Below are 23,474 nucleotides of genomic sequence, written 5' to 3'. Positions count from 1 at the left end.
CCTAGTCCGCCCGGAGGCAGTTGCGGCGCTCGTAAACGTCGGCGGCTTCCCGGACGAAAGCGGCGTTGATCGTGGCGTTGTACTTGGTCTCCATCTCGGTCGCGATCGCCAGCAGTTCCTGCTTGGTCGACCGTTTGGGACGGAGGGCGTTGTATATTTCGAGGATGCGGTTGTCGGGAATCGCCGTCAGTTCGGCCGCCCGCCGCATATTCTGGGCGAACTGCACCCGGCCGACGCCGGCGGCGATCTCGCCCTGCATCCGCAAGGTCTGCGGTGTGATCCGCACATCCTCAGGACCGATTTCTCCCTTGATCACCTTATCCAGGGTGATATCGGCCAACTGTTTCCCGGTCGGCGTTTTAACCAGCTCCGGCCGTTTGGCGGCCAACGGATAATCCCGTTCCGGGCTGAGGGCGGCGGCGGAGACCGCGGCCGCCTTCTGCGCGGCGCCGGCTTCCTGATAGACGCTTTTCAGCACTTCGCGCACAATATCTTCGACCAATTTTTGCTCTACCATATCGCTCACCTCCGCCTGTCAAAACCGCACGTCGAGTTCCAGCGGCTTGGCGCCAGGCACGACGTGTTCGGTTTCCTTGATGTGCAGCACCGCTGCCTTGGCCTGATACTTCGGCCTGGCCATCTGATCGTTCCTCGTCGGCACGGGCGCCGGCGACTCGCCTTTGGCGTATTTAGCCGCGTTGCGGCCGATGGCCCGGTATGTTTCGAGGTCGAGGAGCGGCGCCTGCGGGAAAAGCTCCAGATTGCTCAGCGGCGGCAGATCCTTCTGATGAATCACCGTGGTACCGCGGGACTGGATGCCGACGGCAATGCCGGAGCCGCTTAGCTTCGTCGCGTCATGGGCGGCGAACGCCACATCCGACGAACGCAGGACCCGCACTACCCTCGCCCTAAGGCCCTCCTCCTCGATGCCGGCGATCATCTCCCGCAAGACATCGCTGTGAGGGATGTTGACGATGGTCTTATGCTGGAATTTGCCGAACGCCGGCGCCAGCGCGATGACTACCTCATCGGCCTTAGTAGCAAAACGGGCTTCCCCTTTTTCGACAAGCGTCATGGGCCGGCCGACAGCGGCCGCTTTCGGCGCCGCCGGCGCGGTCGGCACTTCCATGCCCTGCAGCACCTGCATCACGATCTCCCTGATTGCCTGTTCGCTTATTTGCATCACTTTCTCACCCTCTCCGCCTTAATCGAAGTCAGACGGCTTGCTGGCCTGGCTGATATTCTTGATCTCTTCCCACCGCTCGGGGCTAAGGCGGTAGCCCGTCCCCGGCCCGCGGTAATCGTTGCAGTTGTTGACGGCGCTAATGACATTGAAGTTTTTGTCCAGGATCGCCGACGTGTGCAGATAATCCCCGGAGATGCGCTGCTTCAGGAGGTTGAGCACGCTGCCGGCCAGGTCCTCGAAGCCGTTCTTGGCCAGGGCTTTCACCACATCCAGGCCGGTGATCTCGCGCTTCATCATATCCTGAGCGGCCTTGAGGTCTTCCACCACATTGCGCGGCGGCATGTCTTTGCTGCCGTGGGCGTAGGTCGCGGCTTCCACCTCGGCGTCGGTAATGGCCGGAAACCCCAGTTCCCGGAACACCGCCTGCAGGGCCTTGGCCGCCCTGCTGCGCACGGCGACCACCTCTTCCTCCGGCACGGGACGCAGGCCGCCGTCGACCACCAGATCGCGCTGGATGACGTTCCAGTCGTCGTAATCGTCCACGTCCCAGTTCGAACCGGCGAACATGTTGTCGTAGTTGGGAACGGCGCTGTAGCCGGAACAGATGAAATCGGTGCCAGGCAGCATCTGCATCAGCGTTCTCGCCGTCCGGCGGATGTCCGAGTGAGTAAAGGTCTGATCGTTGCTGGAAGCGACCTCCAAGTCGAGCATAGTCGTGCAGAGGTTTTCCGCCAGCACGGCGCGGATGCCCGAGGGAACGGCCGCCGGCACGCCGATGCAGCTGACAGAACCGTTCTGCAGACCTTGCACGCCGGCCCCCTTGGTAACCATGATGCAGCGTATTTCCAAATACAGCATCGACTTGCCCTCGGCGTAGCCCATCTGCACTTCCGCCCCCGTTCCGGACGTAAAACGCATCTTCAGGCCGCGGGAAGCGTAAGCGGACGCCAGGAAGGACTTCGACCACGGCGTGTCGTCGCCGTCCATGAACACGTTTTCCGTCCCATAAACGGAAATCGTCTCCGCATAGGCAGTAATGCCGCGCATGCCCAACTGCAGTTCGGTCGCTTCCTCCAGCGCGCACTGGATGAGAACGCCGCTGCGGCCCGTCTGCCCGCCGACCAGCAGCGACAGCGCATTGAACGGAGCGTAACGGACCACCCCCACCGTCGTCTCCATCTCGTCAAAGCCGCGGTAGGCGGCTTCGGCGCCGTCGGCCGCGATCAGCACCGGGTTGTCGGCGACGTTGGTGACGTGGCACTGATTGGACGGCCGCTTGCGAGCTCTCATCTTCTGGAGGGCCATCATCATTTCCACCACATTCATGGTGTTCAGGACGGCGACGATTTTGGCGGGAGTCAGGCCGGCGGTAATCTTGACGACCTCTTCCCGCGGCACGTTGACGTCGCACAGCATTTTGGCGATCTCGGCGTCGCCCATCGCCATCGCTTTGGCCGCTGCCTTGACATCGATGGCGTAATCGGCAATGAACTGATCGATGAAATCGAACCTGGCCCGCGGCACGCCGTCGAGTTCCACCACTTTGCCGTTCTCAATTTTGATGCTGGGCACGGGATCATTGGGGCTTCCCATGGCGATGAGGCCAACCTCCGGCCATTCAACCACAAAACCGTCCTGGTTGACAGGGCGGGCAGCCAACGCCTCGAAACGTTTAGACTTTTTCATCTTTCCTTCCCTCCCTGGCGGTTAAATATAAGGGGTCGTAACGGAAGGCGCCGGACCGGCCATCGCTTCCAGCACATTCTTGCCGATTTCCCGGGCGGCGATGACCGCCTGACGGACCGCGCCGGAATCGCCGGTGATCATAATGATCGTCTCATTGGAAAAGCTGGTGCCGCTGGCCGGGCTGGCATGGCCGACCAGCTCTACATTGGCGGTCTTCACCGCAGTATCGGCCATCAGCACACCGATCGCCGCCGGCGCGCCCACCACCAGGCCGAAAGCCTTACCGACAGGAGCGTTGAAGGCCTTATTGATGGCGAAGCTGGCCCGGGCGGTGTACTGGAGTTCGAGATGGCCGGCATCGTTGGCATAAACGTCGCCAAAGGTCCGGTTAAGCTCTTTCAGCGCCACCTCGATCGCCCGCCGGGCGTCGGAAACCTCCTCAGCCCCGAAAATGATCAGGCAGCCGTGTCCGGCGCCGCCCTTCGTGTCCCTGGCAAGTTCAATGCTGACAATTTCCGTATTGGTGGCTTTAACCGCTTCGTCGGCGGCCATGATGTGCGGTCCGGCGCCGGTGCGGGCCCCAAGGATGCCGATCGAGCGGAATTTGGCGTCAAGCTTCATTTTCTCATGCAGCGCAGGATCGACATTGGCGATGACCAGCCCGACCGTGTCGCCGACCGCGGTGCCGACGAATTCGGTGATGCCCAGGGCGAACCGTGGCTTTTCCGGGGCTGCGGCAGCCGGGGCCTGGGTTTCCATCCGCTTTTTGATCTCATCCATAACTTTCTCGATAATCTGTTCTTGCACGGATATCCACCTCCATATTTCTGCTTACTTTAGCTTGGGAAGAATTTTTTCCACATCGGCGTGCGGCCGCGGAATGACATGGACCGATACCACCTCGCCCACCTTCTGGGCCGCGGCTGCTCCGGCGTCAGTGGCGGCCTTCACCGCCCCCACGTCGCCCCGCACCATGACGGTAACCAGACCCGAACCGATTTTCTCATAACCTACCAGAAGAACATTCGCAGCCTTTACCATTGCGTCGGCGGCCTCGATTGCGCCGACCAAACCTTTGGTTTCTACCAAACCCAAAGCTTCGCTCATAAATCGCACCTCCTTTCCTTGAGAAACTGATAAAGAGCGTCAATACCTTCACCGGACAAGGTTGAAACAGGGAAAACTTCCGCTGTGACTCCCGCTTGCCGGAGACGACTCTCGGCTTTCGCCGGGTCGGCGCAAGGCAGATCGATCTTCGTGACCACGCCGACAATCGGCCTGGCAAACATCCCGGCGAAATTCGGCGGTAAAGTAACCGCCGGGTCGGCAGCATCGCTCAGCAGCAACACCACTTCCGCTTCCAGCGACGTTACCATCAGCGCAGAATAAAAACGGGGAATCTGGGCGTATTCTCCCGGCGTGTCGATTGCATCGCCGATAAAGGCGATAGCCTGGGTTTTCCTTGCCGCCGAGTTGATTTTTTTCAGCGCGTAGATAAGTGACGTCTTGCCTACACCTACCGGGCCGGCAACCATAATCTTCATGTCAGGAGGTTGTCAGCCGGGCTCCGGCAAAACCCAGCCGCTCCGATAACAGGGCAGTCACCTGGCCCAGCGCCGTTTCTACCGCCGACACGCCGCCGGTTATCACCAGCGAGCCGGTAAATCGGTCGAGGAAGCCGATTTCCACCGCCGCCGTCTTGGTGGCAATATCGGCGGCAATAATCGCCGCTTCGCAGGGAGTAATGGTAAGAATGCCGACAGCCTGGCAGGATGCGATGCCAAGCTTTTCGCATAATTCCCGTCTGGGATGGGCGATCAGATGAGCCAGCGTAACCTGTTTTCCCGGCACATACTCTTGAATGACCCGCGGTTTTTCATCACTCATGGCGCCCCTCCCAATACAGATTCCACGCTAAAACAAATTGGCGCAACGCGCCGTCTCCCCTTGAGACCCATTTGCCGTCTTGCGGCAGTATCTTGTCATTTAAAATTCCGGCGAAATTCCGGTCACGCTGGGGCGGCGGATATTTTTGCGAATATTTGGGCTTTTATTGCTAAAATAAAAAAAGGACCCCCGGTCCTTTCTTATTTACACCTTTTATATTGCTTCGTGGTGGGGGATATGCTACTTTGTTGCGGCCGAAGACCTTTGCCCGAGGAATTTTTTCCGGTATTCATTCGGTGTCATGCCTTCCTCGTGGCGAAACACCCGGCAGAAATAGCTCGCATCCTGATACCCCGATTCATGAGCAACCCGGACAACGCTCAGATCAGGGTGGCGCAATAGTTTCTTGGCTCGCTCCACGCGGGTCTTCGTCAAAAAATCCACGAAATTGCAGCCTTTCTCCTTTTTGAAAACCTTACTGAAGTAAAAAGGGCTTAAATGAACATTATGGGCAACTTCCTCCAGCGTAAGATTGCGGTTGCAATTGTCGGCGATAAAAGTGCATGCCCTGTTGATTACCCGGCTGTTGACGGTTTTTATCGTCTCGATCATATTGTCCATATGCCCGTCAAGCGAGTTCATGAGCAAACTATAGACCTGGCTGTGATTCTGGCACTCCGCCAGCCGGTTTATGAGGGCGAAATTCTGCAATGTCATCTTCTCGATACTGCCGCCCCCCTCGACCGCCGCCCGCGAGAGAACTATCAGCAATTCCAAGGCATAGGCCTTCGCCGTCTCGATACTGGTATTATCGCGAAAAATCTGCTCAAGCAAGAAGCTCAGCTTCTCCTTGGCTGTCTCGCGATAACCGCAGCGCACCTGCTCCAAAACCGCTCTCTCATTCTGAAACGGATAAGCAAAAGGACCAAAGTTGCTTGTCGGCAGTTCGTCAAAAAAGAGAACCTGATCGGTGCCGAAGAAAAAGCTTTGCTGGTATGCTCGCATGGCTTCACAATAAGACTTGTAAATATCGCGGGCATCCACGTGATAGCAGCCTACACCGACCGTAGCCGTCTGGCGCAAATCCGAACCAAGGCGGTCGCGAATCCTCCCGGCAACTCCGCGTGCCTTGTCTTTGGCTTCCAGGCGGCTTTTCCCCTGCTCCACTCCCAAAATAACAATAATCTTGTCATTGGCAAAGGGCGTAACCAGCGCTTCTTCCCCAACCGCCTCGCACACGCTGCGGTATATCTTCTGCTTCAGCACCTGTTTTGTGAGCTCGTCTTCATCCACTGCCAGCAAATTGAACTGGTCGACACCGACTACGATAACCACGCCCGGGTCGATCCGCAAGCCTAAAAAGGCGGCCCGTTGGCGCAGCAATGCCAGGTCGTCGAAATAACCTGACAGTAAATCATGGGCAAAAGACATCTGAATAAAAGGCATTGCTCCGTCCAGATACTGTCTGAGTTGTACTTCTTCAGTCCGCTTTTCCTCGGTTATTTTCAACTGACCGACAACCTGCTGAAGAACCCTGACCAATTCCCCGGGGCGGACAGGCTTCAGAAGATATTCGGCCGCCCCCAGCGTGACGGCCTCGCGGGCATAACTAAACTCGTCGAAGGCGGTAAGAATGATGATGGCGCATTCGGGAGTAACGCGTTTGATGTGTTTGATGGCTTCCAGGCCATTGATTCCGGGGATGCGGATATCCATGACGATGATGTCGGGCTGCTGCTTGACGGCGATCTCCACCGCACTGTCGCCGTCGCCGATCTCGCCGATGATGCCGATATCCGCGCAAAATTTTTCGACTATATACCTGATCCCCTGCCGCTCCAGTTGCTCGTCCTCGACAATCAGCAGCCTGTACATGTCCGTCCTCCGGCCTAATAATTGCACCGGGAATAAGGCAAATGAACGTTAATGAGCGTACCCTTTCCCGGCTGCCCGTCAATTATAACCCCGTATTCACCGCCGAAATGATTCTGAATGCGCTTGTGGACATTGATGATTCCCAGCCCGGTGGTCTGGCCTCTGGAAACCGCCCGCTTCTCTTCCCGGAAAATCTGCCGGACACGTTCCGGGCTCATACCCACGCCGCTGTCGGCGACAGTTACCACCGCGCGCCCGTCCTGGACATTGGCGGAAACGCGGACAACCCCGCCTTCCTTTTTCGGCTCCAACCCATGAATAATCGCGTTTTCCACCAGAGGCTGCAGAGTCATTACCGGAACCAGCATGTCTTGCAAATCTTCCCGAATCTCGATATAGGCCTGCACCCTTTCGCCGAAACGCACCTGCTGAATCAGCAGATAGTCCCTGAGGGAATTTATCTCATCCCGCAAAGTGCTAAGCTGGTCCAAATCCCGCAGATTATTGCGCAGCAGGTCGGACAGAGCATACACCATATTCTGTGTCCGTTCGGCCCCCTCCAGCATCGCCAGCCTGGCGATGGAATTGAGGGTATTGAACAAAAAGTGGGGGTTGACCTGAGACTGCAACGCCTTCAGTTCGCTCGCCTTGAGCATCGTCTCCAGGTCGGCCTTGGCCTTCATCTCCGTCATCAGCTGTCTTTGGGTGATATTGGTCACGCCCATCTCCACGATATAGTTGGACATGATGTAAAGCAACTGCGCGGCGGCCTTCACCCTGTTCTCCGGAACTACGGTAATCACCCCGGTAATTTCCTCGACGACCTCGGGAGCAAAACCCAGGTCGGCCGTCTGGAACCACAGCCTATTTCTCCTGTCGCCGTCCTGCGGCAGAATAACCTGACCTGCTAAAAACGCCCCCAGATACTCGTTGTTGACAATGATGGGAGCCGCTAAATCGGTCAACCCCGAATGACAATGGTAGATAACAGGCTGCTGCTTCTCCATCGCCTTCCGTCCGGCCTTGTCGTCGCTCGCCATGCAGCGGGCCAGGCCGATGGGATTCGCGCGGATCATCTTGCAGAAATTCGTGAAATTGCTCGGCGAAGTGACAGGCTTGCCGTCAACGTCGACGATCACGGCCGCCAGCCCCGTAGCGTCGCAGAATTTATCCTGTATCTCCTGCAGGATCTTGGTATTGACGATTTCACCCAATGCAAAGCTGTTATACTTTTGCACTGGCCCACCCTCCCAACACAACCAGAGAGATTTCCCTCGTCATATTGGAACTATTTGGACATTAAGGAATCATTTCCCTCCTATTAGCAAAATATAACTATAATTAAGCAATCTTGCCCTATGCAGATCCTATTTGCTCCGCCACCTTCACCGCCGCGTCCCCGCCCAGCTCGAATTCGGACATCCTGGCAGTGGATTCGATAGCATGCAGCATCGCCTTCAGCAGCCCCACCATCAGCACCGCGCCGGTGCCTTCGCCCAGGGCCATGTTTGCTCTTATCGGCACCTCGTCCGCCAGAATTCCGCCCAGAAGCAAAGCATAAGTCATCCCCGGCTCCTTGGAAAGATGGGACGGAATGGCGTACCGTTTCGCCCGCTCGTTGATGCGGCTGGCGCAGGCAAAAGCAACGGCGCTGATAAAGCCGTCGATCACAAAAGGAACGCGCAGTTCCGTACATTTCAGCATCGCGGCGCACATCGCCGCGATATCAAGACCGCCCAGGCAACGCAAAATATCGTGAACAGAAAGCATTACCTCTTTATGCAACTCCAACCCCTTTACGATGGTGTTGCGTTTTCTTCTTACAAGTTCGCCATTCGGCGGACTCGCGCCGTAACCGACGACGAACTCGGGCTCGATGCCCGTAAGCCCGTGCAATACGGCTGAAGAAGTCGTCGTATTGCCGATGCCCATCTCGCCGAACGAAAATAAGTTGCAGCCGTGTTCTTCCACCAGCCGTTGGACCCGGCAAGCGACAGCCTTCCCTACATATTCATACTCGGTTTCGCTCATCGCCGGTTCCTTGGTAAAGTTCCTGCTGCCATTGGCAGGCTTAAGATTCGTGCCGACCGGCTCGATTGTATTCACACCTACGTCGATAACTTCACAGGGTATGTTGAAGCAGCGGCAAAACGCATTGATAGTGGCCCGGCCGGCAACCATATTTTGCGCCTGAAGATAGGTAATCACCGGCGGAAATGCCGCCACCCCTTCTTCCACAACTCCATTGTCGGCGGCAAAAATCAAATGGTAAGGCTTTAGAACCTGCATTTCCCCCCAGCAAAGTAAAACCCGTTTAACGTGTTTCTCCAACAAACCGAGGCTCCCTGGCGGTTTAGCCATTCCGTCAACAAGCAGATCGACCTTTTCCTGATAAGCCATGCCGACTCCTCCTCATCGTCTGTGATCGAACAGCAAAAGCCCAAGCCAATAAGGCTAGGGCTTTTGTATCAAAAATCCCTTCCCTCTGGCATTATCCCTGGCGCGGGGACAATATGACAGCCTCACAGGCAGGTCTCCTGGCTACGGATCAACACAACCCTTGCCCCTTCCCGTTGCCGGTGGTTCCCGCAAGGCTGTTCCCCGCTTACAGTGGCGCGACCGCGTCGTTTCGGGATCTGTCAGGCAAACCCCGTCCGAACTTCCCTTTTCACCTCTTCGTCAAAGAGGCACCTGATCGGTGGACCGCTATTCAATTACAGAATTTTGGGTAGTTCCTTCCCCGGCCGGACGGGAATATCCTGCCGCCAAAACCAGGACGGCAAGATATTACCATCACCGCCTAAAATTATCTTATCCGGTAAAAAGACAATAAAAAAGATGGGAAATACGGCAAAAAAGTCCCAAGGATTTCCTCACCTTTTGCAAAACCCTACAAAAAAAGGAGGTGCCACCAGTGATCTTTACCCGTACCATCCGGGCCCCCCGCCCCGGCACCATGGCCATGTTGACGCGCAGGATGGCGAGTGAAGCGAGGGAACAGTTGGCCGACAGGCGTTTTGATGCTGTGGGCCTCGTGCAGACCAACCTTCCCTGCCTATTTTATTATGCCGATATCGCCCAAAAGGCAGGAAACGTTATTGCCGTCGAAATCACCGGCAACTGCCCCCAACAGGTTAGCACCATTGCCTTATTCGGCAGCAACGAAGCGATAGACGCGGCCATGAAGGAAATAACAGCCGCCGACAAGCCTTTCGATAAATAACGCAAAAAGTGCCCTGCCATCACTCCAACTGACAGCAGGGCACTATTTGTCCTCACTAATCCCATAAAATGGTTTTTGGCTGAACATCGAGTACTGCCGGTTTGCAGCAACCCTGCAGCACTCCTCCACACTCGACGTGCACCGAGCTATCAAAACGGGTCAAAAGAAACACCGGTTACTTATCAGACCAGACTAGTGGCTGAAAAAAGAATAATTTCTCCCCTACGCAAATTTCCGGAAGCCACGTTATTCCTGAAACAGCGGCGTGGAAAGATATCTTTCCCCCGTATCCGGCAGCAGCGCGACAATGGTCTTACCGGCGTTCTCGGGGTTGAGGGCCAGTTGGGTGGCGGCGTGGGCGACGGCGCCGCTGGATATGCCGACAAGCAGCCCTTCCAATTTTGCCAGCGCCCGGGAGGTGGCGAAAGCGTCTTCGTTCCTGACCTTGATGATCTCGTCGATAATCTTAACATTAAGGACGTCGGGCACAAAGCCGGCGCCGATGCCCTGGATCTTATGCGAACCGGCCTTGCCGCCCGAGAGCACGGGCGAGTCGGCGGGTTCGACGGCGACGACTTTGAGTCCCGGCTTGCGCGCTTTAAGGACTTCACCAACGCCGGTAACAGTGCCGCCGGTGCCGACGCCGGCGACGAAGATGTCGACCTGCCCGTCGGTGTCCTTCCATATCTCTTCGGCGGTCGTACGGCGGTGGACGGCGGGGTTGGCCGGGTTCTTGAACTGCTGGGGCACGAAGGAATTGGCCGTGTTCGCCGCCAGCTCCCCGGCCCGGGCGATGGCCCCCTTCATCCCCTCGGCTCCCGGCGTAGGCACCAGTTCGGCACCGAGCGCCTTCAGCAAGTTCCGCCGCTCAATGCTGAAGGTTTCCGGCATGGTCAAAATGAGGCGGTACCCTTTGGCGGCGGCGACGAAGGCCAGGGCGATGCCGGTGTTGCCGCTGGTCGGCTCGATGATGACGCTATCCTTGTTGATGAGGCCCCTGTCCTCGGCGTCCTGGATCATGGCATAACCGATACGGTCCTTGACGCTCGACAGCGGATTGAAGTATTCGAGCTTGGCGACTATTCTGGCGCCCACTCCTTTGCTTTCGCCGTAGTTCGCCAGTTCGAGCAGCGGGGTATTACCGATAAGATCGGTTAGATTTTTCGCGATTTTAGCCATTGTGTTTTGCCTCCTGTGCCTTTTTGATTATTTCTTATCCAACACCTTATTCATGCTGCCGGTGCGGTAGCCGGCAAGGTCGACCGCCACGTAGATGAAAGCCGAGAGCCTTCATTTGCAAGTTGATCCCCTTCGCCATAGCCGGGGCGGCGAAGCGGGCCAGTCCCCCGTCGTCCACCTCGATCCGAGCCAATGCGCCGTGGTGCCTGACCCTGACCTGTCCTTTAAAGAATGCTGCCCATCCCGGCCAGCAGGTCCTTGAGTTTGTGCAGTTTTGCGTTAATATCCGGCACATAATCACCTCCCAGCGAGAATATCGAAAACAAACAAGGCTGAGGACATGTCCCTGACGGGACATCCTCAGCCTTCAGTCTTGCTGATCAGCTACAATATCTGCTTTGCAACCAGCTTAGCACACGCTCCCACTTGTGTCAACACCTGCTTGCGAAATCATATTCCTTCGCCATTAATTCCTTGGAGGCTGGGCAGGCGCCTCTTTTCCGTCCGGTCGATCTGAGTGACCTTTCCGTCTTTTATCAGGATGACCACCTGCCCGTATTGCAGACCGCCGAGAGCTTTTGATATCTCCGTCCGCAAAGCCTGAAAGTCCGAGCTGCCGGCACCGTTTTTCCTCGCGTCCATCGTTGGTCTCCTCTACATCCTCATTAAGCCAGCCGGATTTTCTCGTTTATCTCGATCTGGATCACCTTTCCATCCTGGACAACGACCGTTATCGAGCCGTAACCGATGCCCCTCACCGCCGTCTCGATCTTTTCCCACACCCTCGGCGGCAGACTATCCTGCGCCGGGAGCTTTTTCTCCGCCATTTCTTTTCCCTCCGCAAGCATATTGTTTGCTGATTTGCCCTCGCGTAGCCGCCGACCCTGGGCAGCGGCAACAAAAAAGTCCCTCCCCGGAGGAAAGGACTCATCTTCAATATCCCTCTCCTCTCATCTGCCAGGATTGCTCCTGCTGGATTTGGCACCACTGCGTCGCCGCCGGTTGCCGGGTGTCATCGGGCCAGTCCCTCGACCTCTCTCGATAAGAGTGTTCTATTCGATTGCTTAACATATTACACGGAATTATAAACAAAGTCAATATCAGAATAAACCTATTTCCCCTGCGGCGTCAGCGTTTGTTCAGGCCCCTCGCCAGCCTGTCGCCGCAGGACTGGACGACCTGCACCGTCGCGATCAGGGTGACGACTGTCGACAGCATAACATCCGGCCGGAAACGCTGATAACCGTAGCGGATCGCCAAATCACCCAGACCGCCGCCGCCGACCGCTCCCGCCATGGCCGAATACCCGATCAGGCTGACGACCGTGATGGTAACGCCGAGCACGAGCGCGGGGAGTGCCTCGGGAATGAGCACCTTGCGGATAATCTGCAGCGGCGACGCCCCCATCGCCTGGGCCGCCTCAATGACACCGTGATCCACCTCGCGGATTGCCGCCTCGACAATCCGCGCCAGAAATGGGATGGCCGCGATGCTGAGGGGTACGATAGCGGCGTTCGTACCGATCGACGTGCCGGCGATCTCCCGCGTCAGGGGGATGATCGCCACCATCAGGATGATGAAAGGCGTCGAGCGGGTGGCGTTTACGATGCCCCCTAGCACCGCGTTGAACTTCCCGTGCTCCATGATGTGGCCCCTGCCGGTCGTCACCAGCACGATACCGAGGGGGATTCCCGCCAGCACCGCTACCAGCGCCGATACGCCCACCATATAGAGCGTCTCCAGCAGCGAATCAGCCAGTAATCCGATGATGTCTTGCGACATAACCAATCACCTCTATTCCGAGATCGTGCGTCTGGAGATAATGCAGCGCGCTTTTGATGGCCGCCTGCTCGCCGGCCAGTTCCACGACTAAAGTGCCGAAGAGGGTATCCTGGATGGTGTCGATATTGCCGAACAGAATATTCACTTCGATGTTGAATTTACGGATGATCTGGGCGATAACCGGCTCTTCGGCCGAGCCGCCCAGGAAGATTATCCGTAGCATCAGACTGCTGCCATCGTGCGGAAGGGGGGAAAAGTCGTGGGCGGTGAGGATGGCGGGCAGTTCGTGATTAATAATAGTGCGAACGAATTCGCGCGTCGTGGCCGTCTGCGGTCTAACGAACAGGTCGATCACCGCCCCTTGCTCGATGATGGTGCCGTCCTCTATAACCGCCACCCGGTCGCAGATCTCCTTGATGACCTGCATCTCGTGGGTGATAAGCACGATGGTCAGCTGCAGCTTGCGGTTGATGTCTCTCAGCAGTTCGAGAATCGCCCGCGTCGTCTGCGGATCAAGGGCTGACGTAGCCTCGTCGCACAGCAGCACCTTGGGCTTGTTAGCCAGCGCCCGGGCGATGGCCACCCGCTGCTTCTGCCCGCCGCTAAGCTGCGCCGGGTACTGGTCCCTGCGGTCGGCGAGGCCGACCAACTCCAGCAGCGGCAATACCTCGGCCGCGATCTCCTGACGGCTCTTCCCGGCCAGTTCGAGCGGGAAGGCCACATTTTCCAACACCGTCCGGCAGGAGATCAGGTTGAAATGCTGAAAAATCATGCCGATCTTCTTGCGGACCTCGCGCAGTTGCCGGTCCGACAAGGTCGTCAGTTCCTCGCCATCCACCGTTACCCGACCGGCGGTCGGCTTTTCCAGCATGTTGATGCAACGGATGAGCGTACTTTTCCCCGCGCCGCTCTTGCCGATGATGCCGTAAATCTCGCCGGCCCGCACGCCGAGGTCGACGCCTTGCAGCGCCCTGATCGGCCCGGCCGTCCCGCGGTATTCCTTCTCGATTCCCGCTAACTTGATCATCTACTCTCTCTCCTATTCCGTGCATCCGGACCATGCTACCAGGTCGGGACAAACGTGCCCTTGTACTTCTCCTCGATCCAATGCTTGACTTCCGCCGAATGGTAAGCCTTCAGGAGTTTCTGGAAAGCTGCGTTGTCTTTGTCCTTCGTCCTTACTGCAATCACGTTCGCATAAGGCGAATCGGCGTTTTCGATCGCAAGCGCGTCCTTGGTGGGGACGAGCCCAGCCAAAATGGCATAGTTGGTATTGATGGCGGCGACGTCCACATCGTCGAGCGACCGCGGAATCTGGGCGGCGTCGATTTCCTTGATCTTGATGCTTTTCGGGTTGGCGGTGATGTCGGCGACCGTAGCCTTGATGCCCGCCTCGGGTTTCAGCTCGATAAGGTTGGCCTTCTCCAGGAGTAGCAGCGCCCGGCCGCCGTTGCTGGGATCGTTGGGAATAGCGACCGTCGCCCCATTCTTCACGTCGGCTAAATTCTTGATCTTCTTCGAGTAAACGCCCATCGGGAAGATCACCGTCTTGCCGATGGAGACGATCTTGTACTTGCGGTCCTTGACCTGATTGTCCAGGAACGGTTGGTGCTGGTAGCTGTTGGCGTCGATGTCACCCTGGCTGAGAGCGACGTTGGGCGTAATGTAATCGCTGAACTCAATTATTTGGATCTCTAGCCCGTCCTTGGCAGCAATCTTTTTCACCGTCTCCATGATTTCGGCGTGCGGGCCGGCGGTCACGCCCACCTTGATACTCTTTTTCTCCGTCGGGGAGGGCGAGGCCGCCTTTTGGCCGCCGCACCCAGCCACCAGCGTCGCCACGATTCCTATAATCGCCACTACCGAAGCTACTTTCTTCATCATTTCTCCTCCATTTCTTTGCTGGTGAATCTGGTTTAACCGGAAAAATTCGTACCTTACCGCCTCCTCGTCGCTTGCTGAAAATGAAAAGGCCAAGGCTGCCCCTGCCGGGATAGCCTCGGCCTTCAGTGTGTCTGATCAGCCAAGCCTGTATATGCGGGTATTAAAAAAACGCCCTTCGAGGAAGGGCGTTTAATTGCAATATCCCTCTCCTCTCATCTGCCAGGATTGCTCCTGCTGGATTTGGCACCACTGCGTCGCCGCCGGTTGCCGGGTGTCATCGGGCCAGTCCCTCGACCTCTCTCGATAAGAGTAGTTGATTTAATTGTTTTTGATATTAACACGGGCCGCGGATACTGTCAACACTTTTGTACCGATTGCTCACCTATTCCCGACGCCGCAGACGGTAAGCGACCTACCGGAACGATAATGGTGCCGTGGAGGAACTATGAAAATTTAGTGTATTGCTATCTGATAATTCTCCGGGCCCCTATGTAGCGCGCTTTCCAGTAGGGACTTGCCAACGGGTCTACCGCCACCCCGCGGCTTGACGTGGCACTGATGAAATATCCGTTGCCGATGTATATCCCGTTATGAGAAGGCCCCGGTTCATACGTGCTAAAAAACACCAAATCGCCCGGGCTGAGCTGGGAATAGCCCACCGGTATACCAGCCTGATATTGAAGGTCGGCGGTCCTGGGTAACTTGATTCCATATTGGGCAAGAACGAACTGGGTAAACCCGGAGCAGTCAAATCCCGCAGGAGTAGTCCCTCCCCATAAGTACGGAACACCCCGGTATTTCATGGTCGTCCGGATAATCTGCTCAGCGAGCAGGCTTCCGCTTCGATAGCGGCTGACCGCCGGTCTGGCGTCCCGCAGCGCCTTCCAGGTAGCCTGTCCGACGATACCGTCAGCGTCCAGATTGAATGACCGCTGGAACGACTTGACGGCCTGCTTGGTTTCCTCGCCAAAGATACCGTCGTTAACCCCGGCGTAAAACCCCAATGTCCCGAGACGCTCCTGGAGCTTGGCCACTTCTTCGCCCTTGTCGCTATATTGCAGCAGCGACGCGGCTTGGCCCGGAACGGCAAACAAAAACAAAACCATCCCGAAAAGCAAGGGCAGACTTGCCAACTTCGCTCTGTATTCCTTCATCTCTCGCCCTTCCAAGCCTACGGAGTTAGCTGCCGGGTTAGGGCAAAAGGCTCTCCCTGCATCACTGCTTCACCCCTCATAATCGGTTCCCCCGCTCCTTGTGGATTCGGCTAAACTTAAATATGCTCGTTGTGAAAAGTGTTTTAACCTAGCACATGTGTCGACATCCACCCGGAAATACTACTTATCAGGAGGTGTTGTCATGTCCAAGGTAATGAAATGTATGTGCGAGGAATGCCATTACAATCAGAAATTCGAGTGCCACGCCGACGGCATTGAGGTTATGTCAAGCGGCGACCGGCAGGTTAAGTCTCCTGACGGAACCTGCTGCAGCACGTTCAAATCCAAATGAAACGGCCAGGTTAGCTGACAAACCGGCACGGCAATTTAGCCGTGCCGGTTTGCTGGACACGGGCCTTTTACCGTCCTGCCCGGGACTGGATAGAGTGTCCCTCTTTGCAATGGGTCACCGGACGAAGCACCATCCACGTCATTGGTTTTTCACCTCCTTGCAAGCAAAAGCTATATTGCTATTTCTAGCTGTTATTGCGGGCCGTGCATAATCCAGACCATCGCCATAAAGACGGCAACATAGGCCCCATATTTCAGCCCCTGCAATATCGTCTGCTGGGCGGGAGTAAGCTCCTCCTGCTGCTGTTGTTCCACAACCTATCCTCCTGCTCAGAGCTTCTTGTCGGCTTCTCTCATCCTGAGAAAGCGCGGCAGTTTGGGGAAAAAGCCCGGCGTCGCCGCCATATACTTGGCGTACTCCTCGCCGAAGTAGGCGAGTGACTCTTTTTCCTCCAGCCTGGCGAGGCGGATATACATATATACCAAAATGGGGAACATCGGTACAGTCAGGATGGTTGGCCACTGGATCAGGAAGCCCGCCATGATCGTGATAAAGGCTACGTACTGGGGATGACGCACGAAAGCGTAAGGACCATTGGTGGCCACTCTACCTTCCCGTTGAGCCTTGTACAGGTACCGCCAGGTTACCGCCAAGAACAGCATGCCGCCCATGATCAGCCAATCGCTCAGTGCGTGGATTGGGTATTGGTGTGGATCGCCCTTGAGGCCGAACACGGTATACCAAAGATGGCCCCCATTGTGCGAAAACATGGCCAATTGGGGGTATTTGCTCCCCAGCCAGCCCGACAACAGATAAAGAGTGAGCGGGAAGCCGTACATCTCCGTAAACAGGGCGACGATGAACGCCGCGAATGCCCCGAAGGAACGCCAATCCCGCCCTGTGCGGGGCCGCGCGAAACTGAAGGCGAATACCACGAATATCAATGTGTTTATGAGCACCAACGGCCATAGTCCATACTCAGCCAATCTGCATTTCTCCTTCCGATTCTTCTTAAGTTACTTAATGGGAGCCAGACGCCGCTTCTTACTGGCCCGCTGTTTCGACGACGGCACCGCCATCAGCGGAGCCGGCCTGTTCATCATCCATAGCAGCCCGCCCCCGGCAATTGCCGCCATCAGAGCCGCGGTAACCTGGGCGGCCTTAAGTTCGCCGATCATGAGGCTGTCGGCGCGGAGAAACTCCAGGAAAAACCGAGCCGTGGAGTAAAGGATGAAGTACCACAAAGCCACCTGGCCGTCAAATTTCTTGCGGCGAAATATCAGCAAAAGGATGGCCAGGATGCCAAAGTCCAGAATAGCTTCGAACAGTTCGGCCGGCACCAGCGGCTTCGGCCCCCAGGCGTTATAGGCCGGTGTGCCCGGCTGGTAGATCACCCCGTACCAGGCGTCGGTCGGCATACCGTACGCGTCCCCGTTGAAGAAGCAGCCGATGCGGCCGAAAGCCTGTCCCAGGATCAGGCCGATGGCGCCCAGGTCGGCGAATTGCCGGAACGATAGCTTTTTCCGGCGCATATACCACCACGCCAGCAGCACGTTGGCAACCACCGCTCCCTGGATAGACAGGCCACCCTGCCAGAACATCAGGGCCCGAATCGGCTCAGCGGCATAGTTTTGCCAGGTGAAGACGATTTCCCACACCCTGGCGCCGACAAAGCCGGCGATCGTCCCATAGAGCAGGTATTCCGTCAGTATCTCCTCGGTAAACCGGCTGCCTTTCGCCAACCGGACAACCAGCAGATAACCGGCGATAATACCGAGACCCACCATGATCCCCCATACGCGGATATGAAAATCACCTATTGTGAATAGTATTGGGTGCATCTTTTACCTCCCTGCTGTGTCTATTGCGGCTGGTAACCGGCCTCCCGGACAGTTCTTTTCAAGTCTTCGACGGTAACAACGGCCGGATCGAAAGTCACTTCTGCTGTTTTATCCGCAAGCGAGACCCTGGCACCATTGACCCCGGCCGTGGCGAGCAGCGCTTTCTCGATAGTCCCCGCACAGTGCTGACAGGTCATCCCTGTGACACCAAACCGGGTCGTGGTGGCGTTCTCCGCCATGTTTCCCGTCTGCCTGGGCTGGTGCTCGGGAACGGAGCCTCCCCCGCAACAGCCGCCATGGCCGCTATGCGAACCGTTACGGCCGTCGTTGTGCCCCCCGCGATGGCCGCCGCCGCAGCAGCCGCCGCCCCGGAACATCATAAAAGCCATAGCTCCGAACACTACAATGTACCCCAGATTGCCCCAATCCATATCATTCATTCCCTTCTGCCTTAGTAGCTTCCAATTGCACAAAGGTTACTGCTGTCGGTTGCTAGGTCTGCTGAGAATAGTATTTCAGCCTTCGCCGTTGTAGAATGTCGCGGACTTGCCCGATGGTGATTTCATAGGCTGTCGCGGAGGCCGCCTTTTTTTGCCGCAGAAGCTTTTCCAGTATCTGTGTAATTGTGAAGAGATCCTTTGATCTGGCCATACGATATGCGTGAACTACAGCTTCTTCCATCCCTAGGCTCCTTTCTCGGCCATGGATGCCGCGTTGTCCTGCTCGCGGCTTTTCCCTTTAAACATGCCGCGCATCATAAAAATATGCATGAGCGGGCACAGCAGGAAAACCAGGTAACCGGCGATCGTGCCGTAACCCATCGCATTCAATGCGAATGCCAGTCCCAGCGGCACGAGACAGCACAAAAGCATCATCAAGCCATGCTTGAACCCGCTGTGACCGCCTTTCCCGCCGTGGCAATCTTCTTTTTTCTTGTCAGGCTCCTGAATATTGGACATGCCTTCCCCTCCTTATGCTTTGGACATGAAACCCGAAAAATTTTCAATCGATACCATTCACCAGCCGCGGCCGGCTCCGCCGCCGCCGCCTGATCCGCCGCCGAAGCCGCCGCGGGAGCCTCTCCCCCGCGAATTCAACAGGGCAAGAGCAAGGAAGGTCAATCTGCCACCCAGGAATGCCCAATCGATAGCGATGAGGATGAAGGCCCCGGTGATGCTCAGCAGTTGCAGCCACCAGGGGAAGCCCCGCCATAGTTCATTAAGCCCGCCGCCCTTTTTCGCCGTGACGTTTGGCGGCGCCCGGGCTAAATCAACGTTGTACTCCTTCGCTACAATGCTTGCCAGGGCCGAATAGCCGGTCAGAACCCCGCGGTCATAGTCACCCTGCCGGAAATACGGCATCATCGCATCGTCCAGCACAGCGCCGGCTTTGGCGTCTGGCAGCGCTCCTTCGAGGCCGTAGCCCACTTCGATGCGCGCTTTGCGTTCCTGCACGGAGATCAAAACCAGCATACCGTTGTTTGCCGTTTTGTCCCCAATACCCCATCGCCGCAAAAGTTCCCGTGAATATTCTTCAATCGGCTGTCCGTCCAGCGTATTCACTGTCACCACGACTAGCTGGGCAGTTGTTTTTTCAGCTATGGCCGCCCCCAGCCTATTGATTTTGTGTTTGGTTGCAGCAGCTAACACGCCGGCATTATCCTGGACATAGAGGCCGTTGCCCGTCGGGGCCGGGGGAATCTGTATCTGGGCCGAAGTTACGGCTCCGCTGGTCGCCAGCAGGAAAACTGTTCCCAATACAAGTCGGGCCAGCCACTTTCTCATAAAATCACCAGCTCGCCGTTAGAATTTGACCCGGGGCACCTGCTTCGCGCCTTCATCCGCCCGGAAATAATCCTTGGGGCCGAAGCCGACAGCGCGGGCGTACAAGTTGGTCGGGAAGGAGCGAATCCTGCCGTTGAAGACCTGGACCGAATCGTTGTAATCCTTGCGGGCGGCGGCAATCCGGTTCTCCGTTCCGCTCAGCTCGTTCATGAGCGACTGGAAGTTCGCGTCAGCTTTCAAATTGGGGTAATTCTCGGCCACCACCAGCAGCCTGTTAAGGGCACCGCTGAGTTCGCCATTGGCTTGCGCCTTGGCTGCCGGTCCCTGCGCCCCCGCCAGTTTTGCCCGGGCGTCGGCCACAGCCTGGATAGCCTGCTGTTCGTGCGCCGCATAGCCCTTAACCGAATTCACCAGGTTGGGGATTAAATCGGCGCGGCGTTGGAGTTGAGTATCAATCTGGCTCCACTTGCCGTCAACGTTTTCATTGGCGCCGACCAGATCGTTATAGCCGCCGATACCGCCTGCGACAACCATCACGATTAGTGCCAACAACAACAACAAGGCCTTGTTCATAAATCTTACCGCCTCTCCATGGCTCTTTTCGTATTCAGGATAACAAAACAGTTTGAACAAATTATGAAGGCATTCTGAAAAACTGATGTGTTTTATGAACAAAGCCGCCGGGCGATGCCCGGCGGCTCTGGAAGCGACCTTGCGCGTACGAATCGATGGTCCCGCTCATAATAGCCTTCGTAGCTGCTGGATACGCTCCACAAGCTGCAACCTGGTGAAGGCTTCAGTTTCTCGTCTATGACAAGAGTTTTCATTTAAAGATCACCGCTCGGTTCCTGACTAGCATTTTTTAAAGCTCAAGGCAAAGACAAGTTACAATATAGCGATGTCGCCAGCCCTGCCACGGAAATCGCGGCTGCCAGCCTCTATTGGCTGTGGTGCTGCTGGTGGCCTTCTATGATTGGTTGCGCGGACTGGTTAAATAATTCCCCGGCTGTTTGCGGCACAGCTGTGGCAACCAACACGATGGAGATAACCGAGGAAATCAGGTATACCCAGGCAACGGCACGGTCCTGCCGCCATTTCTGCCTCGCGACAAAAATAAACCGGACCGAAATCGCCAGCGAAACAAGTAAAAAGAGGATTTTGAACGGCCCGGGAAGAGACAGCAGCCCCGAACCGATTGTGGTCAAACCAAGCGCGATGAGGATCGTGTGCACCCAGTGGTGCGACGACGCAACGATCGCAAGCAGGACCGACCCTACCGCTTCAAGGACACTTTTCTCTCTTTTCGCGCTTGCCGCGCCCCCAGCACATTCGCTTTTGCCCATTTTTGTCTCTCCGTTCATTTACGTTATTCATCAGAAATAAGGAGGTTGCAGGCATCTGTTAAACTTTTGGACACAACACGGTGCGCCTTCGGCGAACATACGATCCCTGGTCCGTAGCATGGGGCTGTATCCGGCAACGCCATCGGCCCCGCGCTGACAACTATTGCCCGGATTTTCCCTGGATTGGGGAAGCCCCCTTTCACAGGTATTATCTATACTATAAGCAATCATTTTGAATATCTTATGAAGAATATCTGTTGAAGTTATGTACGCGCACAATCGTGGGTGGCCCCGTTCCTTCCGGGGCAACGCCCCGCCCCCCCGTACGCTGGAATACTGCTACCAGCGCGGGATCGAACTGGGTGCCGGAGCATCGGCAAATCTCGGCCATCGCTTCATCGCGCGACATGCCTTTACGGTACGGGCGGTCCGATGTCATAGCCTGATACGCGTCCGCTATCGCTATAATCCGCGCGCCAAGCGGGATGTGCGACCCCGCGAGGCCCTCAGGGTAACCCCGCCCGTCCCAGCACTCGTGATGGTGCAGGATAATTTCGGCAATATCGTGCATGGCCGGAATCCCGGCGATAATTTTCGCGCCCAGCTTCGGATGCTGCTGAATGCAAGCCCGTTCTTCATGACTTAACGGGCCGTGCTTGTTAAGAATGCTGTCGGGAACGCCAATCTTGCCAATATCGTGCAAGAGAGCCGCGAATCTGATTCTGAACAAATCCTCCTCCGATTGCCCCATATATTCCGCCATTCTCTCAGCTATCAGGGCGACTTCGGACGAATGGCCGTATGTATAGGCATCTTTCGCGTCCAGCGCTGCAACCAAGGCCTCTATAGCGGATACCAGCTGTTCGGACCGCCGTTTGTGCAAATTGGCGGCAAGCTCGTTGATTATCCTCGCCAGACGGGCAGTTTCCTCCTGCTGGTTTACCTCAAGGCTTGTTTCGTATTTCCCTGTCGCGATCTCGGACAGCGCCGCCTCCAGAGCACCTATCCTCTTGGTAAACGCCCGCGCCAGGATAAAACTTCCTAATCCGCTCAGGCCGATTGCCGCGAGGGCGATGAGCAGAATCCGCAGCGCCAGATGCTTGATATTCTGGTCGATGGTGGCCGCGTCCGCCTCGACGCCGAGCAAGGCCACCGCATCTCCTCTGGCGTCGAAAACGGTTCCGTAACCGGTAACCCCCCCGTCACCGGCGTGAACAGCGCCGCGACCGATGCTTTCCCACAAAAAGTCTCGGGAAGGAACGGATTTGACAAGAAAGGCCCGGTATATGCCGGCGCTGTTGGCCACAGCTTCCATGATCCGCCGATTTCTCAACTCGTACGTGATGTCATCGCCGTTGATTTGCCACGCAGCTATTGACGCAATTGTCGTCAGGTCCTTTTGCAACGTCTCGATATGGTTATCGCGCATGTGGGTAAACAGTGTATATGACAGGGCAAGGGAAATCGCCGTGGCCAGCATGAATATTGCAATAAAAATCCTCGAACGCAGCGACATCAATTCTGCCCTCCTTTTAGCCCTTGACCGGAATTTGGCGTTTTCGGCTTACTGAGGAATAGTCGCAGCTTTACTGTCTTTAGCCCGGTATAAGGCCTGGTCCGCCTCAGCGATAACCTCGCGGATGCCGGTCGGCCCGACAAAGGAGGTAATGCCGGTGCTTACCGTGACGTTATAACTGCGCGGGCAGCTTCGGATATCACGTCTGATTCTTTCCGCCGCCGCTTTCGCATCCTCGAGCTGGGTTCCCGGCAATAGTATCAGGAATTCGTCGCCCCCCAGGCGGACGATAATATCGGTTTGACGTGCATTATGCCGCAGAATTTGCGCGATATGAACCAAAACATCGTCGCCGGCCAGATGCCCTTCGCTATCGTTGATTTGCTTAAAATTATCGACATCGAGTATTATTACGCTTAAACCGCCGATGTCTGCCTTCCCGGAATGGAGCCATGTCCTCAGCTTGTTAAGGTAATGCCTGTTCCATACCTTCGTTAGCCCATCCGTGTATGCCATGGTTTGCAGCCGTTGGATAATAAAGCCTATCATCAAACCGGCCACCGACTGCAGGGCAATAAAAAGCAGCCAAACCGGCAGACCTGTTTCGGGCGATATTGTATGCACTATATATGTGCTTACTCCAAATACGAGCGCTCCACCGCCCATTAAAAGGGGCCAATTGACTAGCATCGCCAACAGTAACACTCCCTCCGCCCGCTTTCCAATCTTTTCATCTTTATTGTACTGAAAAAATATGAATATCGTGTGAAGGTTGCGTGGAA

At 56.4% G+C, this 23,474-nt stretch carries 30 protein-coding genes and 4 riboswitches; of the genes, 2 read left to right on the top strand and 28 right to left on the bottom strand.

From position 1 onward, the window contains the following. Position 1: 1 nt before the first annotated feature. The 10 genes from Q4T40_00270 to Q4T40_00225 form a co-directional block, all read right to left on the bottom strand. Positions 2–517, bottom strand: coding sequence for a diol dehydratase small subunit (locus Q4T40_00270; GenBank protein ID MDT8899680.1), 516 nt, complete (start codon positions 515–517; stop codon positions 2–4). Positions 518–535: 18 nt separating this feature from the next. Continuing rightward, a complete protein-coding gene (locus Q4T40_00265) occupies positions 536–1,183 on the bottom strand; it encodes a propanediol/glycerol family dehydratase medium subunit (GenBank protein MDT8899679.1) in 648 nt (215 codons plus the stop codon). Positions 1,184–1,204: 21 nt separating this feature from the next. After that, positions 1,205–2,872 (bottom strand): propanediol/glycerol family dehydratase large subunit, encoded by a 1,668-nt coding sequence (locus Q4T40_00260; GenBank protein MDT8899678.1) that lies wholly within the window; start codon positions 2,870–2,872, stop codon positions 1,205–1,207. A gap of 21 nt (positions 2,873–2,893) precedes the next feature. Further along, positions 2,894–3,679, bottom strand: coding sequence for a propanediol utilization microcompartment protein PduB (gene pduB / locus Q4T40_00255; protein ID MDT8899677.1), 786 nt, complete (start codon positions 3,677–3,679; stop codon positions 2,894–2,896). 24 nt (positions 3,680–3,703) lie between these two features. Next, positions 3,704–3,979 (bottom strand): ethanolamine utilization microcompartment protein EutM, encoded by a 276-nt coding sequence (gene eutM, locus Q4T40_00250; protein ID MDT8899676.1) that lies wholly within the window; start codon positions 3,977–3,979, stop codon positions 3,704–3,706. Beyond that, positions 3,976–4,416, bottom strand: a complete 441-nt coding sequence (locus Q4T40_00245; GenBank protein ID MDT8899675.1) for a EutP/PduV family microcompartment system protein — start codon at positions 4,414–4,416, stop codon at positions 3,976–3,978. Before Q4T40_00245 ends, eutM begins: the two co-directional genes overlap by 4 nt. Before the next feature lies 1 nt (position 4,417). Beyond that, positions 4,418–4,759: an ethanolamine utilization microcompartment protein EutS gene (gene eutS, locus Q4T40_00240; protein MDT8899674.1), complete on the bottom strand. Its 342-nt coding sequence runs from the start codon at positions 4,757–4,759 to the stop codon at positions 4,418–4,420. Positions 4,760–4,999: 240 nt separating this feature from the next. Beyond that, on the bottom strand, positions 5,000–6,634 hold the full coding sequence (locus Q4T40_00235; protein ID MDT8899673.1) for a response regulator: 1,635 nt from the start codon (positions 6,632–6,634) through the stop codon (positions 5,000–5,002). A 14-nt stretch (positions 6,635–6,648) separates the two neighbouring features. Next, positions 6,649–7,872, bottom strand: a complete 1,224-nt coding sequence (locus Q4T40_00230; GenBank protein MDT8899672.1) for a PocR ligand-binding domain-containing protein — start codon at positions 7,870–7,872, stop codon at positions 6,649–6,651. A 118-nt stretch (positions 7,873–7,990) separates the two neighbouring features. Next, positions 7,991–9,034 (bottom strand): nicotinate-nucleotide--dimethylbenzimidazole phosphoribosyltransferase, encoded by a 1,044-nt coding sequence (locus tag Q4T40_00225; GenBank protein MDT8899671.1) that lies wholly within the window; start codon positions 9,032–9,034, stop codon positions 7,991–7,993. A 109-nt stretch (positions 9,035–9,143) separates the two neighbouring features. Continuing rightward, a riboswitch (cobalamin riboswitch) is annotated at positions 9,144–9,344 on the bottom strand. 204 nt (positions 9,345–9,548) lie between these two features. Here Q4T40_00225 and Q4T40_00220 point away from each other — a divergent pair. After that, positions 9,549–9,857 carry a hypothetical protein gene (locus Q4T40_00220; protein MDT8899670.1) on the top strand — a complete coding sequence of 103 codons (309 nt, stop codon included), beginning with the start codon at positions 9,549–9,551 and terminating at the stop codon, positions 9,855–9,857. 246 nt (positions 9,858–10,103) lie between these two features. Here Q4T40_00220 and cysK read toward each other — a convergent pair whose 3' ends face one another. From cysK to Q4T40_00185, 7 genes are all read right to left on the bottom strand, one after another. Next, entirely contained in the window at positions 10,104–11,036 is a 933-nt protein-coding gene (cysK, locus tag Q4T40_00215) for a cysteine synthase A (GenBank protein ID MDT8899669.1), read from the bottom strand. Positions 11,037–11,486: 450 nt separating this feature from the next. Beyond that, positions 11,487–11,678, bottom strand: coding sequence for a YezD family protein (locus tag Q4T40_00210; protein ID MDT8899668.1), 192 nt, complete (start codon positions 11,676–11,678; stop codon positions 11,487–11,489). 23 nt (positions 11,679–11,701) lie between these two features. Continuing rightward, positions 11,702–11,863 (bottom strand): YezD family protein, encoded by a 162-nt coding sequence (locus tag Q4T40_00205; protein MDT8899667.1) that lies wholly within the window; start codon positions 11,861–11,863, stop codon positions 11,702–11,704. A gap of 120 nt (positions 11,864–11,983) precedes the next feature. Beyond that, a riboswitch (SAM riboswitch) is annotated at positions 11,984–12,084 on the bottom strand. 80 nt (positions 12,085–12,164) lie between these two features. Then, entirely contained in the window at positions 12,165–12,818 is a 654-nt protein-coding gene (locus tag Q4T40_00200; GenBank protein MDT8899666.1) for a methionine ABC transporter permease, read from the bottom strand. Then, positions 12,787–13,845, bottom strand: coding sequence for a methionine ABC transporter ATP-binding protein (locus tag Q4T40_00195; protein ID MDT8899665.1), 1,059 nt, complete (start codon positions 13,843–13,845; stop codon positions 12,787–12,789). The genes Q4T40_00200 and Q4T40_00195 overlap by 32 nt, the downstream gene beginning before the upstream one ends. 35 nt (positions 13,846–13,880) lie before the next feature. Beyond that, positions 13,881–14,699: a MetQ/NlpA family ABC transporter substrate-binding protein gene (locus Q4T40_00190; protein ID MDT8899664.1), complete on the bottom strand. Its 819-nt coding sequence runs from the start codon at positions 14,697–14,699 to the stop codon at positions 13,881–13,883. Positions 14,700–14,911: 212 nt separating this feature from the next. Further along, positions 14,912–15,012, bottom strand: a riboswitch (SAM riboswitch). Between the two features lie 154 nt (positions 15,013–15,166). Further along, positions 15,167–15,856: an NlpC/P60 family protein gene (locus tag Q4T40_00185; protein MDT8899663.1), complete on the bottom strand. Its 690-nt coding sequence runs from the start codon at positions 15,854–15,856 to the stop codon at positions 15,167–15,169. Beyond that, a riboswitch (cyclic di-AMP (ydaO/yuaA leader) is annotated at positions 15,856–15,978 on the bottom strand. Its footprint overlaps the gene before it by 1 nt. An 80-nt stretch (positions 15,979–16,058) precedes the next feature. Here Q4T40_00185 and Q4T40_00180 point away from each other — a divergent pair. After that, positions 16,059–16,208, top strand: a complete 150-nt coding sequence (locus tag Q4T40_00180) for a DUF1540 domain-containing protein (protein MDT8899662.1) — start codon at positions 16,059–16,061, stop codon at positions 16,206–16,208. 191 nt (positions 16,209–16,399) lie between these two features. Here Q4T40_00180 and Q4T40_00175 read toward each other — a convergent pair whose 3' ends face one another. From Q4T40_00175 to Q4T40_00125, 11 genes are all read right to left on the bottom strand, one after another. Further along, positions 16,400–16,522: a hypothetical protein gene (locus Q4T40_00175; protein MDT8899661.1), complete on the bottom strand. Its 123-nt coding sequence runs from the start codon at positions 16,520–16,522 to the stop codon at positions 16,400–16,402. A gap of 15 nt (positions 16,523–16,537) precedes the next feature. Beyond that, complete coding sequence (locus Q4T40_00170; protein ID MDT8899660.1) at positions 16,538–17,194, bottom strand: isoprenylcysteine carboxylmethyltransferase family protein; 657 nt, start codon at positions 17,192–17,194, stop codon at positions 16,538–16,540. Between the two features lie 30 nt (positions 17,195–17,224). Beyond that, on the bottom strand, positions 17,225–18,049 hold the full coding sequence (gene lgt, locus Q4T40_00165; GenBank protein ID MDT8899659.1) for a prolipoprotein diacylglyceryl transferase: 825 nt from the start codon (positions 18,047–18,049) through the stop codon (positions 17,225–17,227). A gap of 20 nt (positions 18,050–18,069) precedes the next feature. Then, the gene (locus tag Q4T40_00160; GenBank protein MDT8899658.1) at positions 18,070–18,480 is read right to left on the bottom strand and encodes a heavy metal-associated domain-containing protein; all 411 of its coding nucleotides are present in this window, start codon (positions 18,478–18,480) and stop codon (positions 18,070–18,072) included. A 61-nt stretch (positions 18,481–18,541) separates the two neighbouring features. Further along, entirely contained in the window at positions 18,542–18,730 is a 189-nt protein-coding gene (locus Q4T40_00155) for a hypothetical protein (GenBank protein ID MDT8899657.1), read from the bottom strand. A 2-nt stretch (positions 18,731–18,732) separates the two neighbouring features. After that, on the bottom strand, positions 18,733–19,008 hold the full coding sequence (locus Q4T40_00150; protein MDT8899656.1) for a DUF2933 domain-containing protein: 276 nt from the start codon (positions 19,006–19,008) through the stop codon (positions 18,733–18,735). A 57-nt stretch (positions 19,009–19,065) separates the two neighbouring features. After that, a complete protein-coding gene (locus Q4T40_00145; GenBank protein MDT8899655.1) occupies positions 19,066–19,833 on the bottom strand; it encodes a TPM domain-containing protein in 768 nt (255 codons plus the stop codon). Positions 19,834–19,851: 18 nt separating this feature from the next. Beyond that, on the bottom strand, positions 19,852–20,406 hold the full coding sequence (locus Q4T40_00140) for a LemA family protein (GenBank protein MDT8899654.1): 555 nt from the start codon (positions 20,404–20,406) through the stop codon (positions 19,852–19,854). A gap of 365 nt (positions 20,407–20,771) precedes the next feature. Continuing rightward, positions 20,772–21,176 (bottom strand): hypothetical protein, encoded by a 405-nt coding sequence (locus Q4T40_00135; protein ID MDT8899653.1) that lies wholly within the window; start codon positions 21,174–21,176, stop codon positions 20,772–20,774. A gap of 241 nt (positions 21,177–21,417) precedes the next feature. Beyond that, positions 21,418–22,692: an HD domain-containing protein gene (locus tag Q4T40_00130; protein ID MDT8899652.1), complete on the bottom strand. Its 1,275-nt coding sequence runs from the start codon at positions 22,690–22,692 to the stop codon at positions 21,418–21,420. Positions 22,693–22,740: 48 nt separating this feature from the next. Then, complete coding sequence (locus Q4T40_00125; GenBank protein ID MDT8899651.1) at positions 22,741–23,382, bottom strand: GGDEF domain-containing protein; 642 nt, start codon at positions 23,380–23,382, stop codon at positions 22,741–22,743. Positions 23,383–23,474: the final 92 nt, after the last annotated feature.

The organism is Selenomonadales bacterium 4137-cl (assembly GCA_032334055.1).
GTDB lineage: Bacteria > Bacillota > Negativicutes > Sporomusales > UBA7701 > Anaeroselena > Anaeroselena agilis.
Note: the sequence above shows the minus strand (reverse complement) of the source record. Positions and strands in the feature narration are given on the sequence as shown.